At 66.8% G+C, this 14,086-nt stretch carries 13 protein-coding genes, 1 tRNA gene and 1 other RNA gene; 7 read left to right on the forward strand and 8 right to left on the reverse strand.

Annotated elements, in window-relative coordinates; translation table 11 throughout:
- The first annotated feature begins 51 nt into the window (after window positions 1–51).
- Window positions 52–897 carry an NAD-dependent protein deacetylase gene (locus FDK12_RS03335; RefSeq protein ID WP_137368302.1) on the forward strand — a complete coding sequence of 282 codons (846 nt, stop codon included), beginning with the start codon at window positions 52–54 and terminating at the stop codon, window positions 895–897.
- A 107-nt stretch (window positions 898–1,004) separates the two neighbouring features.
- On the opposite strand, the gene FDK12_RS03340 is transcribed toward FDK12_RS03335, so the two are convergent.
- Window positions 1,005–1,080: transfer RNA gene (locus tag FDK12_RS03340), tRNA-Val, on the reverse strand.
- Window positions 1,081–1,213: 133 nt separating this feature from the next.
- Window positions 1,214–2,440: a 23S rRNA (adenine(2503)-C(2))-methyltransferase RlmN gene (gene rlmN / locus FDK12_RS03345; protein WP_411266146.1), complete on the reverse strand. Its 1,227-nt coding sequence runs from the start codon at window positions 2,438–2,440 to the stop codon at window positions 1,214–1,216.
- Window positions 2,441–2,670: 230 nt separating this feature from the next.
- Here rlmN and gndA point away from each other — a divergent pair, with 230 nt between their 5' ends.
- The gene (gndA, locus tag FDK12_RS03350) at window positions 2,671–4,107 is read left to right on the forward strand and encodes an NADP-dependent phosphogluconate dehydrogenase (protein WP_137368173.1); all 1,437 of its coding nucleotides are present in this window, start codon (window positions 2,671–2,673) and stop codon (window positions 4,105–4,107) included.
- 106 nt (window positions 4,108–4,213) lie between these two features.
- Here the strand turns inward: gndA and epsC are convergent, their stop codons facing one another.
- The 3 genes from epsC to msrA all read right to left on the reverse strand — a co-directional run bounded on the left by epsC (window position 4,214) and on the right by msrA (window position 6,438).
- Entirely contained in the window at window positions 4,214–4,801 is a 588-nt protein-coding gene (gene epsC / locus FDK12_RS03355) for a serine O-acetyltransferase EpsC (protein ID WP_137368174.1), read from the reverse strand.
- 62 nt (window positions 4,802–4,863) lie between these two features.
- Window positions 4,864–5,799: a cysteine synthase A gene (gene cysK, locus FDK12_RS03360; RefSeq protein WP_104118520.1), complete on the reverse strand. Its 936-nt coding sequence runs from the start codon at window positions 5,797–5,799 to the stop codon at window positions 4,864–4,866.
- Between the two features lie 114 nt (window positions 5,800–5,913).
- On the reverse strand, window positions 5,914–6,438 hold the full coding sequence (msrA, locus tag FDK12_RS03365; RefSeq protein WP_104118521.1) for a peptide-methionine (S)-S-oxide reductase MsrA: 525 nt from the start codon (window positions 6,436–6,438) through the stop codon (window positions 5,914–5,916).
- 106 nt (window positions 6,439–6,544) lie between these two features.
- On the opposite strand from msrA, the gene FDK12_RS03370 reads away from it, so the two are divergent.
- From FDK12_RS03370 to FDK12_RS03380, 3 genes are all read left to right on the forward strand, one after another.
- Complete coding sequence (locus tag FDK12_RS03370) at window positions 6,545–7,498, forward strand: Nif3-like dinuclear metal center hexameric protein (protein WP_137368175.1); 954 nt, start codon at window positions 6,545–6,547, stop codon at window positions 7,496–7,498.
- An 81-nt stretch (window positions 7,499–7,579) separates the two neighbouring features.
- On the forward strand, window positions 7,580–8,323 hold the full coding sequence (locus FDK12_RS03375; protein WP_137368176.1) for a zinc ribbon domain-containing protein: 744 nt from the start codon (window positions 7,580–7,582) through the stop codon (window positions 8,321–8,323).
- Window positions 8,324–8,325: 2 nt separating this feature from the next.
- A complete protein-coding gene (locus FDK12_RS03380) occupies window positions 8,326–9,261 on the forward strand; it encodes a reverse transcriptase-like protein (RefSeq protein ID WP_223263049.1) in 936 nt (311 codons plus the stop codon).
- A gap of 14 nt (window positions 9,262–9,275) precedes the next feature.
- On the opposite strand, the gene FDK12_RS03385 is transcribed toward FDK12_RS03380, so the two are convergent.
- Window positions 9,276–10,037, reverse strand: coding sequence for a YaaA family protein (locus FDK12_RS03385; protein WP_137368177.1), 762 nt, complete (start codon window positions 10,035–10,037; stop codon window positions 9,276–9,278).
- Window positions 10,038–10,116: 79 nt separating this feature from the next.
- Here FDK12_RS03385 and rnpB point away from each other — a divergent pair.
- Both rnpB and FDK12_RS03395 read left to right on the forward strand, forming a co-directional pair.
- An RNA gene (gene rnpB, locus FDK12_RS03390) (RNase P RNA component class A) lies at window positions 10,117–10,519 on the forward strand.
- A 349-nt stretch (window positions 10,520–10,868) separates the two neighbouring features.
- Complete coding sequence (locus FDK12_RS03395) at window positions 10,869–12,176, forward strand: MFS transporter (RefSeq protein ID WP_137368178.1); 1,308 nt, start codon at window positions 10,869–10,871, stop codon at window positions 12,174–12,176.
- Between the two features lie 34 nt (window positions 12,177–12,210).
- Here the strand turns inward: FDK12_RS03395 and def are convergent, their stop codons facing one another.
- Window positions 12,211–12,783 carry a peptide deformylase gene (gene def, locus FDK12_RS03400; RefSeq protein ID WP_137368179.1) on the reverse strand — a complete coding sequence of 191 codons (573 nt, stop codon included), beginning with the start codon at window positions 12,781–12,783 and terminating at the stop codon, window positions 12,211–12,213.
- Window positions 12,784–12,788: 5 nt separating this feature from the next.
- On the reverse strand, window positions 12,789–13,961 hold the full coding sequence (locus tag FDK12_RS03405; protein ID WP_137368180.1) for an acyl-CoA dehydrogenase family protein: 1,173 nt from the start codon (window positions 13,959–13,961) through the stop codon (window positions 12,789–12,791).
- Window positions 13,962–14,086 lie beyond the last annotated feature (125 nt).

A 14,086-nucleotide genomic window follows, 5' to 3' on the forward strand; every position in this document is an offset into this window, starting at 1 on the left:
CTCGGGCTGACCGGTTTCGTCAGTGGGACCCCGGCATCCGATCTCGCCCCGATGGCGGTCCGGGAGCAGGAACTCCTCGATCAGGCAGTCGAGCTGCTGGCCGGGCTGCGTCTTGCGGTGCTGACCGGAGCGGGACTGAGTACCGACTCCGGCATTCCGGACTATCGAGGGCCTCAGTCCGTGCCGCGCAACCCGATGACTTACCAGCAGTTCGTCGGCGATGAGAATCTGCGGCGCCGCTACTGGGCCAGGAACCACGTGGGGTGGGGCCACCTTCGCAGAGCCGATCCCAACGCGGGCCACGCGGCGGTCGCCCTGCTGGAGCAGCGGGGCCTGCTCTCGGGCCTGATCACGCAGAATGTCGACAGGCTCCACTCGTCCGCCGGGAGCGTCAACGTCATCGACCTGCACGGGACCTTCGACCGGGTGGTCTGCCTGCAATGCGCGTCGGTCTTCCCTCGGTCGCGCATCGCGGAGATCCTCGAGGACCTGAATCCCGGCTACCTCGAGCGTGCGTCCGACGCCGGTGACGTCGCACCGGACGCGGATGCCGATGTCGATGACACGGGCGATTTCGTGATGGCACCGTGTCCGGTCTGCGGAGGAATGCTCAAGCCCGACTTCGTCTATTTCGGCGAGAATGTCCCGAAGAGCAGGGTGGCCGACGCCTATGCCATGGTCGATGCGGCAGACGCCCTGCTGGTCGCCGGATCATCGCTGACGGTGATGAGCGGTTTGCGCTTCGTCCGGCACGCGGCCAAGGCAGGCAAACCGGTGGTCATCATCAATCGTGGCCCGACCCGCGGCGACGACTTCGCATCGCTCAAGGTCGAGGTCGGTGTCTCCGAGGCCCTGACCTATCTCGCCGCGCGGTTGCCGAACCTGCCGCACGGGTAGCGTCGAGGGGTGATCACGCGCCGGACAGTCCGTGCAGGACGCCATCGACCAGGACGCGGTACAAACAGGAACAGGCCGAGCCCCGCAGTGGGGCTCGGCCTGTTCCGTGGTGGGTCCTACCGGGATCGAACCGATGACATCCACGGTGTAAACGTGGCGCTCTACCAGCTGAGCTAAAGACCCGAAACCTGCGATGCCGTTCCGTCGGCTACCGCTCGACGGTCGCCATCACGAGGGACGACTATACCGGCTCGGCGGGGTGCCGCGCCAATCGGGGTGCCGTCCCGATCGGAGTACCGCGCCGATCGGAGTGGCCTCACTCGCCGGCTGCAAGCTGACCGCAGGCGCCGTCGATCTCCTTGCCGCGCGTATCGCGCAGCGTCGTCGGGATCCCGGCAGCACGCAGCCGATTGATGAACTCGGTCGAGACATGCTTCTCCGACGCGGTCCAGATGGAACCAGGGGTCGGATTGAGCGGGATGGGGTTGACGTGCACCCACCCGCGCCCGCGCTGGTTGAGCTTCTTTGCGAGCAGGTCGGCACGCCAGGCGTGATCGTTCATGTCCTTGATCAGTGCGTACTCGATGCTCACCCGACGCCCGGTGGTGCGGTAGTAGTTGTAGGCCGCGTCGAGGGCCTCATCGACCTTCCAGCGTGTGTTCACGGGAATCAGCTCGTCGCGGAGCTCGTCGTCGGGAGCGTGGAGCGACAGTGCGAAGGTCACCGGCAGGGACTCGGCTGCGAGCTTGTTGATCGCCGGTACCAGGCCCACGGTGGACACCGTGATGTTGCGCGCCGACATGCCGAGACCCTCCGGGGAGTCGTCCACGAACCGGTGCAATGCCGCCATCACGCGCTTGTAGTTCGCCAGGGGCTCGCCCATACCCATGAACACGATGTTGGTGACGCGATCGGCGTCGTGCCCGCCATCCGTGCGCAGGTCACCGAGGGCACCCTCGGCGAGGGCGCGGTTGGCCGCGACGACCTGGTCGACGATCTCCGCCGTCGACATGTTGCGCGTCAGACCGGCCTGGCCGGTGGCGCAGAAGGGGCAGTTCATGCCGCAGCCGGCCTGCGAGGAGACGCAGAGCGTCACGCGGCCCGGGTAGCGCATCAGGACCGATTCCACGAGCGCCCCGTCGAAGAGACGCCAGAGAAACTTGATCGTGTCCCCGTTGTCCGTCGTCAGGCGCTTCACCTCGGTGAGCAGCGGCGGGAACATGGACTCCACCAGCTCCTCCCGACCGGCCTTGGGAAGATCGCTCATCGCCGCGGGGTCGGTGGTGAAGTGGGAGAAGTAGTGGGTCGACAGCTGCTTCGCGCGGAAGCCCTGGTGGCCCAGTTCCTTCAGGCGCTCCTGCCGCTCGACGAGCGTGAGATCCGCCAGATGCACGGGTGGCTGACTGACGCGCGGCGACTTGAACTGCAGCAACGGGCGCCCATCGCTCGCCACGATCGGCTCGGCACCCTCCACTTCAGGGCGCACCTGAGGGCGCGAGGAAGAGGGGGCTGGGGCAGCGGGAGTAACCGTAACGTCGGACATCCTTATCATTCTTTCACGGATGGCGCCAGCGTCACAGTCCGTGGTCTGTTAATGCGGACACATCGCCGTGCCGCACCGATGAAACATAACGCCGTGTGGGGCGGGTGGTGTGGCGGCGGGTGTTGCCACGGTAATAGTGTGAAAGCGACCGGATGGCTCGCGCGGCGACGCGCCCGGAGCACCGGCACATGCAGCGCTATGCATGCAGCTGACAAACGACGGGAAACACATTGAGCGCACAGATCGGCGTCACAGGCCTTGCAGTCATGGGGGCGAATCTCGCCCGGAACCTCGCCCGGAACGGTTACACGGTGGCCTTGCACAACAGGTCGGTCGAGAAGACGGACGCGCTGCTGGAGAAGCACGGCGGCGACGGCGAGTTCATCCGCACGGAGACCCTGCAGGAGCTCGTCGACTCCCTCGAGAAGCCTCGCCGCGTGCTGATCATGGTCAAGGCGGGCAAGCCGGTGGATTCCGTGATCGATCAGCTCACGCCGTTGCTGGAACCCGGTGACATCGTGATCGACGGCGGCAACTCGCACTACGAGGACACCCGCCGCCGCGAAGCTGCCCTGTCGGCGCAGGACCTCCACTTCGTGGGCGTCGGCGTCTCCGGTGGGGAGGAAGGCGCGCTCCTCGGCCCATCGATCATGCCCGGTGGATCCCGCGAGTCCTACGATTCGCTCGGCCCGATGCTGGAGAAGATCTCCGCGAAGTACAACGGCGAACCCTGCTGCCGCTGGATCGGCACGGATGGAGCCGGACACTTCGTGAAGATGGTGCACAACGGCATCGAGTATGCCGACATGCAGGTCATCGGCGAGGCCTTCGATCTCCTCCGTTCCGGTGCGGGGATCGAGCCGGCGGAGCAGGCGAAGATCTTCACGGACTGGAACTCGGGCACCCTGTCCTCGTTCCTGATCGAGATCACCGCCGAGGTGCTCGGTCACACGGACGGGCGCACCGGCAAGCCCTTCGTCGACGTCGTCGTCGATGCGGCCGGGCAGAAGGGGACCGGGCGTTGGACGGTCGTCTCCGCGCTCGAACTGGGAAGCCCGACGTCGGGTATCGCCGAGTCTGTCTTCGCCCGCGCGTTGTCCTCGCAGCTGGAGCAGCGCCTCCAGGCCCAGGAAGTCCTGCAGGGCCACGAGGGCACGGTCGAACTGCCCGAGACCTTCGTCGAGGACGTCCGCCTCGCGCTCTACGCGTCCAAGCTCGTGAGCTACGCGCAGGGCATCGACATGCTCACGGCCGCCGCCAAGGAGTACGGCTGGGAACTCAAGCTCGACGAGATCGCGTCGCTGTGGCGTGCCGGTTGCATCATCCGCGCCGAGCTCCTCGACGACATCATGAAGGCCTACGCCGGTGACGACCGTCCGGCTAACCTCCTCCTCGCTCCCGCGTTCGCGGAAGCGATCGCGGGCGCGGTACCGGCCTGGCGGCGCGTCGTCGCGACTGCCGTCCAGCTGGGCATCCCCGTGCCCGTCTTCTCGGCGTCCCTGGCCTACTACGACGGACTGCGCCGCACACGCCTTCCCGCCGCGCTCACCCAGGGCCTGCGTGACCTCTTCGGCGCCCACACCTACAACCGCGTCGACACCGAAGGAACGTTCCACACCCTCTGGGGCGAGGACAAGTCCGAGATCGAGGCCGTCGACACCCACTGACGCACGGTCGATCGATAACGAGGAAAGCCCCGGACAGCTGTCCGGGGCTTTCCTCGTTCTGCGTCGGGTTTGAATCGGGTCGTGCGTCAGCGACGCATGACCCTCATCAGATGTAGATAGCAGGATCCACATACTCCGCCGGGTCGACGGCGGGGTGCGTCTCCCGGCGCGAATCGCGGTGGCGGAACGTCGCAGGGATCCCGGTGACGATGGAATCCGGCGGCGTGTCCTTCACGACGACCGCGTTCGCACCGACAGCGCTTCCCGCCCCGATCGTGATCGGACCGAGAACCTTGGCTCCGGCTCCGATCGTCACGCGGTCGCCTATCGTCGGATGGCGCTTGATCTTCTCGAGCGACCGCCCGCCGAGGGTCACCCCCTGGTAGAGCATGACGTCGTCACCGATCTCGGCAGTACCGCCGATCACGATGCCCATGCCATGGTCGATGAAGAACCGGCGGCCGATGGTGGCTGCCGGATGGATCTCGACACCGGTGAGCGCGCGAGTCAGTTGAGACAGGACGCGAGCGGGGAACCGGAGCCGCTCGTTACGCCACATGCGGTGCGTGAGCCGATGCATCCAGATCGCATGCAGCCCCGAGTAGACGACGGTGTTCTCCAGCGAACCACGAGCAGCAGGGTCGTGGGCGCGCGCTGTCTCGAGGTCTTCGCGCAGTCGTTCGAGGAAGCTCACTACTACCTTTTCGTGGGGTGACGGAGGTGTAACGGATCGGCCGGGAGACCGTTGACCGCGGTTCAGCCGCGGATGTCGTCGAAGAGCACCGTGGAGATGTACCGCTCGCCGAAGTCGCAGACGACGGCCACGATGAGCTTACCGGCGTTCTCCGGTCGCTTCGCGAGCTCGAGCGCAGCCCAGACGATCGCCCCGGACGAGATCCCTCCGAGGATCCCCTCCTGCGTGCCGAGTGCACGAGCCACCCGCACCGAGTCCTCGACCGTGGCGTCGAGTACCTCGTCGTAGACCGTGCGGTCGAGGTTCTCCGGTACGAAGTTCGCGCCGAGCCCCTGGATCTTGTGGGGACCGGGCGCACCACCGTTGAGGATCGCGGAGTCCGCGGGCTCGACGACGACGATCTGGACGCCGGGCTTGCGCTCCTTGAGTACCTGACCGACGCCGGTGATGGTGCCACCGGTACCCACACCCGCGACGAAGATGTCGACGGCTCCGTCGGTGTCGTCCCAGATCTCCTCGGCCGTCGTCGCGCGGTGGATGGCAGGGTTGGCCGCGTTGGCGAACTGCTGCGCCCAGATGGCGTTCTCCGTCGTGGCGACGATCTCCTTTGCCCGCTCGACGGCGCCCCGCATGCCCTCGGAACCAGGGGTCAGGACGATCTCCGCTCCGTACGCGCGCAACATGACACGGCGCTCGGTCGACATCGTCTCGGGCATCGTGAGGATCACCTTGTAGCCGCGTGCGGCGCCCACCATGGCCAGGGCGATACCGGTGTTCCCGGAGGTTCCTTCGACGATCGTGCCGCCGGGACGCAGGGCTCCGGCCTTCTCTGCCGCGTCGATGATGGCGACGCCGATGCGGTCCTTCACGCTGTTCGCGGGGTTGTAGAACTCCAACTTGACGGCGACCTGGGCGTCGAGACCCTCGGTGAGGCGGTTGAGGCGGACGAGGGGAGTGCGTCCCACCAGTTGGGTGACGTCGTCGTAGATCTTTGCCATGCGGAGCCTGCCTGTTCAGAGGAGTCGGGACGTTCGGGATGACGTCGGCCGCGGGCGCATGGAAGCCACCCCGTCACCGACGGCGGTCAGCTTAACGGCTGGGTGCTGATGCGCCTACGCGGCAAGCCACTGGGAGTAATATTTCCTGGCCTTGGACAGCTTCGGGTTGATGATCACCTGGCAGTAGCCCTGTTCCGGGTGCTTCGCGTAGTAGTTCTGATGCCATTCCTCCGCCACGTGGAACTCGGGGAGGCGGCTGACCTCGGTGACGATCGGGTTCTTCCAGTTCTCCTGGTTGCGCGCGATGGCTTCCTCGAAGAGGCTTTTCTGCTCCGCGTCCTGGTAGTACATGACGCTCCGGTACTGCGTGCCGACGTCGTATCCCTGTCGGTTCAGCGTCGTCGGGTCATGCGATACGAAGTACATGTCCAGGATGACGTCCTCCGGAATGACGGTCTCGTCGAAGGTCACCGCGACAACCTCCGCATGACCCGTGATGCCCGAGCAGACGGAGTCGTAGTCGGGGTGCTTCGTATGGCCGCCGGTGTAACCGGATACGACCTCGGTCACCCCCCGGGTCTTCTGGTAAAGGGCATCGAGGCACCAGAAACAGCCCCCTCCGAGCACAAAAGTCTTCATGACTGTGTCAATGCACGGCGGGCACCGATGATTCCCGTCTGTCATCCGCCCAGGGAGGAAGCCCGCAGAGTTGGAGGGGCCGGCAGCGGCAGGTATTACTGGTGTCATGGAACAGAACGATCACGACGCCGGCGTCGAAGCGTCCCCGACCGGCGGCACGGTGGGAGACGAAGAGACAGGTACCGCGCGGACCGGGGCCGACGGGAGCGCAGCGGTCGCAGTAGCGCCGACGGTCGGGGACGTGCTGCTCGCGATCGAGGAATTGTGGCCCGAGAGCCTCGCCGAGGGGTGGGACGCCGTCGGGCTCGTCGCCGGGCGGTCCGAGAACCGGGTGGAGAAGATCCTGTTCACCGTCGATCCGACCGCTGAGGTCCTCGACGAGGCGCTCGCGTGGGGAGCGGCGATGATCGTGTCCCACCACCCGCTGCTGCTCAGGCCGGTCACCTCCGTCGCAGCGACAGGGTTCAAGGGCGAGGTCGTGCACCGGTTGATCGAGGCGGGATGCGCTCTGGTGACGGTGCATACGAATGGTGACAGCGCCGTCGGCGGTGTCTCCGACGTGTTGGCCGATGCGCTGGGACTGACGGACGTCGAACCGCTCGCTCCGGCAGCGGACGGCCTGCCCGAGGAGGGAATCGGGCGCGTGGGCAACCTCGGAGCTCCGATGGCACTCGGTTCGTTCGCGGAGATGGTGTTCTCCATCCTTCCGGCCGTCGCCGGAGGAGTTCGTGTGGCGGGGGACAAGGACGCGCTCGTGCGCAGGATCGCCGTGTGCGGAGGAGCTGGTGACTCCCTCTTCGACCGCGTCCGCTCGAGCCAGGCCGACGTCTACGTCACCGCAGACCTGCGCCACCACGCCGCCTCGGAAGTACGGGAGGCCGCGTCCGGCGGGACGCCGTACCTCATCGATGTCTCGCACTTCGGCAGCGAGTGGCTGTGGCTCACGCCCGCGAGCGACGCCCTGAGCAACGTCCTGTCCGATCAGGGATTCGTCACCGATATCCGGGTCAGCGGGGTCAACACCGATCCCTGGGACTTCGTCCTCACGCCGGGCCGCTGACGAACGACGACGTGACCTAGGCTGGAACGACGCTGACGCCCGCCCGTCGTTGCCCTTTTTCGACCGACCCTGGAGGTTACCGTGGCCAAGGCTGCACCCGAGGAACAACTCCGCCTGCTCGACCTGCAGGCACTCGACTCGACCCTGAACAAACTCAGCAGGCAGGCTGCCGCCGCCCGCAGCAACCCCGAACTGGGCGTCGTCGCCGCGCGCGTGGCCGAGGTGGACGGCGAACTCGTCCGTGCGACGACCGAGCTCGGCGATCTCCAGCGCGAACTGACGAAGGCGGAGGACGAGGTACAGAGCGTCGTCAACCGGCTCGAACGGGACGAGAAGCGGCTGAACAGCGGAACCGGCACCTCGAAGGACCTCACCGCCCTGCAGCACGAGGTCGCATCGCTCACCAAGCGGCGTTCGGACCTCGAGGACGTCGAACTGGACGTGATGGAACGTGTCGATGCAGCACGTGCTGCACAGGCTGAAGTCCAGGGCCGCACGGATGCGGTCCGCGCGGAACTCCGCGCGCTCGAGGAGGCCCGCGATGCGGAACTCGCCGACGTCGAGGTCCAGCGCACCCGGGTGCAGGCCCAGCGGGACGAACTCGCCGCGACCTTCGAGGCCGGCCTGCTGGCGATCTACGAGCGCATCCTGGCGAAGCGCGGCGTCGGCGCCGCGCGGCTGTTCCACGGGAAGTCCGAGGGCTCGGGCATGCAGCTCAGTCCGGGCGATCTCGCCGACATCTCCGGCGCTGCGCCGGACGACGTCGTGCTGTGCCCCGATTCCGGCTGCATCCTGGTGCGGTCCGGCGATTGGGGAAACCAGTAGCCGTGACGGACCAGCAGTTGTTCGATCCCTACGAATCGGACCATGACCAGCAGCCTGCGGACGCGCCCGCGCGGCTCATCGTCGAGGCCGACGGCGGCTCCCGCGGGAATCCGGGACACGCCGGCTATGGTGCGCTCGTGCGGGACCCCGACACCGGGCGGATCCTCGTCGAGAAGGCCGCCTACATCGGCAAGGCCTCCAACAATGTCGCGGAGTACTCGGGCCTGGTGTCGGGCCTCGAGTTGGCGCGTGAGATCAATCCCGCCGCGTCGGTGCACGTCAAGATGGACTCCAAGCTCGTGGTCGAACAGATGTCAGGGCGCTGGCAGATCAAGCACGCGGACATGCGCGTCCTTGCAGCGAAGGCCCGCAAGGTGCTCGATCCGCGCCGGGTCACCTACGAGTGGATCCCGCGCGAGCGCAACAAGGACGCAGACCGGCTGTCCAATGAGGCGATGGACGCCGGCATGGCCGGCGTCGACTGGAAACCGCGGGCGGCAGCAGCAACCACGGCGGGCGAACCACCCGTCGCGGCAGCGGTTCCTCGTCCTGCCGGCAGGCTTCATCACCTGGAGGTCTGGACGCGTGATCTGACCGCCGCGGAAGCAAGTCTCGGCTGGCTGCTCGAGAGGCTGGGCTTCCCGCGCATGGAGTCCTGGAAGGACGGCGTCAGTTACGGCTCCGACGATTTCTACGTGGTGCTCGAGAGTGGTCCGGACGTCGCCGATGCTTCCCACGAGCGCCGTCGCCCCGGTGTGAACCATCTTGCGTTCCGAGCAGGCAGCCGTGCCGACGTCGACCTCCTGGCACGACGGGCAGGCAGCCACGGGTGGACCCTGCTGTTCGCCGGCCGCCACCCGTTCGCTGGAGGACCCGAGCACTATGCGGCGTACCTCGAGAACGCGGAGGGCTTCGAGGTGGAGCTCGTGGCCGTCTGACGGCCCCGGGTTCCTCACCCGAGGATGATGCTGAGCTGAGCAGGCTTCCGTGTCGATGCCGGTTCGAGTTCAGCCGTCCACCTCTCCCGTGCGGCCCTCAGCAGGGCCTCGGGAGTCGCAGGAGGCGTGCCGCGCCGCGTCAGCAGATGCCGGGCGAGCTCACCGCGTGTGTGCTTCGCGAAGTGGGACACCACGGTGCGCTTGCCGTTGCGCACCTGGTACACGTTGACGGCAGCACTCTGGTGCACGGGCGGCGCCCAGGCTGCAGCGTAGGTGCTGGACCGGCAATCGACGACGAGGTCCGCGCCGGCGTGCTGCACCAGGGGATCCGCCAGGTGTCTCTTCCAGTACCCCGCGAGGCGTCCCGTACCGGGAAGATCCACCGCCATGGACAACCGGTAGGGGGGGATTCGGTCGCCGAAGCCGATGGCACCCCACAGGGCGGAGACGACGACGCACTGTTCCCGCGCCTTGCGCTTCTGGGCCGCTGTCATTCCGGCGTAGTCGAGAGCGTCGTACAGGACGCCGGAGTAGACGTCGTGCGCGGGTGCGGCGGGTACCTCGTCGAGGATCACGTTGCGCCTGACATCTGCCGCAAGGGACTCGCCGACGCCGAGGATCGAATGCGCGTCGTTTGCGCTGCTGGCCTCAGCCAGAGCGGTGAGCACCGCGCGCCTGGCGCTGAGCAGTTCGGGAAAGTGCAGGTCCTCCAGCCGCAGCGGCTCGCCCTTGCGGGCTTCGGTCTTACCCTCGGACGGCGGAAGCAGGATCAGCACTGATCAACTCTATCCAACTCGGGCACCCGCCCGACCGCTGTGCGGCAGAAGCTCCGGGTCCCCTAGAATGGACGACGGATGGGTCGACCAGGCGGTCGCGTTGGATGGTGTGCAAGCATCGGTTCCACCGAGGAACGTCCGGGCTCCGCAGGGCAGGGTGGTGGGTAACGCCCACTCGGGGTAACCCGCAGGCCAGTGCCACAGAAAAGAAACCGCTGTCCGCAGCAGGCCTCGGCCCACGCACGGGCAGTAAGGGTGAAAAGGTGGTGTAAGAGACCACCAGCGTGCCGGGTGACCGGCATGGCTCGGTAAACCCCACCCGGAGCAAGGCCAGACAGTGCGCGTTATCAGGGCTGCCCGCCCGAGTGCACGGGTAGGCCGCTGGAGGGCGTCGGCAACGGCGTCCGTAGATGGATGGCCGCCACTCGCGCGACGGTAACGGCGCGCGATGACAGAACCCGGCGTATCGGTCGGCCCATCCCGCCATCCCGGCGGCATTATGAAGCGGCCCCCCGTACCCGGTCTCAAGAGGTAGGGGGACCGCCCGGCGTCTATAGCCGCCTCAGGAGGGCATCGACCGCGATACTGCTGGGGGAACGACCGCGGGAAACCCTCCCGGGAACTATCTTCCGCCCACCCTCGTCGCGCGGCAACGTAATAGCTGCGGCTAAGCCATCGGTGAAATCGGGAACTCCGCGGGACCTGCCCATTCATTGCTGAAGCGAACAATTATCGGTGTGAGGAATGCGTTGGTCAAGGGGCCGTGAGAAGGAGCCGATCATTGGACTGCTCGGGCCGGTCCTCCTAGTCGTGCTCGGTTAGGGTGATCGGATGAGCGCTGGGGGTACCGGGACGAGACACCTGCTGGTGCGCAACCACAACTTCCGGGCACTGATGGTCTCCAGCACGTTCGGCGTGCTGGGGAACGCAGTCGCAGCCGTAGCACTGCCTGTCATCGCTGCGGTAGAACTCGACGCCAGCAATTTCGAGGTCGCGGCCCTCGCCGGCATGACGTTCCTGCCGTGGCTCCTTTTCGGGCTTGCCATCGGCGTGTGGGTGGACAGGCTGCCGCGCAGGCCGGTGATGCTGGCGTCCCTTGCCGCGCGCGTCGTCGTTCTCGCGCTCCTGCCGCTCGGGTACTGGCTCGGTTTCCTCAGCACGCCACTGCTGTTCGCGGCGGCCTTCCTCGCCGGTATCGCGTCCGTCTTCTTCCAGTTGGCCGACGCAGCCCTCGTGCAGCAGGCCGTCACACCCGACGAGCTCATGGAAGGGAACGGCCTGATCACCGGTTCAGGAGCGGCAGCGGACGCGGCGGGCCGGTCGGTCGCAGGATGGTTGACGACGATGGCGGGAGCCTCCAACACGCTCGTCGTCCAACTGGCGACGTCGGTCGTATCCCTCATCGCCATCCAGCGCCTCGACGTGAAGGAGATCGTGCAGCCTCACACCGACCGGCGGATCCTCCACGACATGTGGGCGGGGCTCCGCTACACCTTCAGCACGGCTCCGCTGCGGGCCATTCTCCTCAACGCCGCCCTCTGGAATCTGGGCGGCAACATCGCGGCCTCCCTGCTCGTCCTCCTCGTGCTGAGGACCCTGGGGGAGTCGGAGGTGTGGCTGGGATTCCTGTTGGCGGCTGCCTCCGCCGGCGGAGCGGTCGGTGGTATCACCGCCCACTCCATGGGGGAGCGCTTCGGATCAGGACCCCTCTGGCGCTGGTCCATGGTGCCGGGTGTCTTCGGCTATGCCTCGTTGCTGATGCTCACTCCCGGGTGGGGCATGCTCTGGGGAATCCTCGGCATGTTCGTGATGGGCGCAAGCGTCGCCTGGAACATCGTCGTCGGCTCGAGTTTCCGTCAGCGAGTGTGCCCGCCGGGGATGATGGGCAGGTTGGGGGCTGCCTCAAGGACCGTGAGCTGGGGCATGCTTGCCCTGGCCAGTGTGCTGGCAGGCGTCCTGGCAGAGACGCTCGGCATTCGCGAGGCCGTGCTGATCGGCGTACTGATCGCCTCCCTCGCCCCCCTCGTCGCCCTGGTGGGACCACTGCGGGGTGTCAGGAGACTGGAAGACCTCGTCGAGGCACCCGGGCCACACCTCGGGACTCCCGAGAAAGGCCTCGGTACGTCAGGGAGAGCATGACGGCGCTCCCGCGCCTGGTTCTCGTCGGCCTGACCTAGTGGCCGAAGGGATCAGGATCGACCCCGGGCATCCACGTCAGCCCTGGCACACCCCACCCCTGATTCTTCATCGCCTTGCTCGCTTTCCGCGCCTGGCGATTGTTCAGCCTGTCGACGTAGAGCTTGCCGTCCAGATGGTCGTACTCGTGCTGCATGCACCGGGCGAACCACCCTGTCGCCTCGAATCCGACCGGAGCGCCATGACCGTCGAACCCGGACACCCGAACCCATTTGGCGCGCTTGAGCGGAAACGCTTCTCCGGGGACGGAGAGGCAGCCCTCGGACTCCTCCTCCGGATCGGGATCCGAGCCGGGGACCTTGGAGGTGACGAGCGTCGGGTTCACGAGCACGCCGCGGGGGGCGACGCCGTCGTCGTTCTCCATCGCGTAGACGAAGACGCGCAGTCCCACGCCGATCTGCGGCGCGGCGAGACCGACGCCGTTGGCGACGTCCATCGTCTCGAACATGTCGGCGATCAGGCTCCGCAGCTCATCGTCGAAGGCCTCGACGAGCTGGGCACGCCGGTGCAGAACGGGTTCTCCCATGATGGTGATGGGGTGGACAGCCATGGAACCTACCTCTTCTGGGTTGGACGGTCGGCGATCGACCGCCCGATCGACTCGCGCATGATCTCGCTGGTGCCGCCGAAGATGGTCAACAGCCGTGCTGCGAGGAAGGCCTGAGATACCGGGTACTCGAGGATGTAGCCGTACCCGCCGTGCAGCTGCAGGCACCTGTCGGTGATGGATTTCGCCCGCTCACTCGCCCACAGCTTGGCCTGCGCTGCAGCAGTGGGCGTCAGGGAACCGGAGTTGAACGCGAGCACCGCGGCGTCGACGAAGGTCTCCGTCACCTCCACCTCGGTGAGGATGTCGGCGAGGACATGGCGGGTGTTCTGGAAGTCGAGCACCCGCTCACCGAAGGCGCTACGCTCGGTCACGTACCTCAGCGTCTGCTCATAGGTCGCCCGCGCGAGGGCGGAGGAGGCGACGGCGATCCCCAGCCGGCCCTGAGGAATCTGCTCGAGGCTGTAGCGCAGTCCCTGACCGACCTCACCGACGAGGTCACCTCCCGGGACGCGCACGTTGTCGAAGAACAGTTCGGCCGTGTCCGATGCCCGGAGTCCCATCTTGTCCAGCTGGCGGCCGGGAGTGTAGCCCTCGCCTTTGCCCACCATGAAGAGCGAGAAGGAATCGCTCGATCCACGGCCTGTGCTGCCGTCGGTACGAGCGAGCACCAGGGAGGCATCGCCGCTGATTCCATTGCCGATGAAGACCTTCTGGCCGGTGATCAACCAGTCGTCGCCGTCGCGGACGGCCCTGGTGCGGATGCCCCGCAGATCGCTGCCTGCTCCTGGTTCGGTCCACGCGCACGACGTGACGATCTCGCCGGAGACCATACCCGGCAGCCAGCGTTCCTTGAGGTCGTCCGAGCCGTGAGCGAGCAGGTGCGGCAGGACGAGATCGTCGTGCAGGTGGAAGGCCAGTCCTACGGCGAGGTGGTTACTGCGTGCGAACTCCTCGTCGAGCACCGATCGGAAGCGGTAGTCGGGCATACCCGCGCCGCCGAACTCCTCCGGTACGGCCAACCCGAGAAGCCCCTGCTCCCCGGCGGCAGTCCAGACCGACCGGTCCATCATGTGGCGCTGGTCCCACCCCGCGTAGTGGGGAGCGACGGCGCGATCGTTGAACTCGCGGGCGACGTCACGGAAGAGTTCGTGATCCTCTTCGAACACTGTGCGTTCCATGGCAGGGATCCTTCGTTGCAGTCAGCCGGAGGAGTTCAGACAGTGGCGGACTGTCATCCGGGCGTGGGCTTACTGGGGCCGGAAATGCGTATGCCGTCCCGGACGGTCTCCGGGACGGCATACGT

Origin of the sequence: Arthrobacter sp. NamB2, assembly GCF_005281365.1 — a bacterium.
Classification (GTDB): Bacteria; Actinomycetota; Actinomycetes; order Actinomycetales; family Micrococcaceae; genus Arthrobacter_D.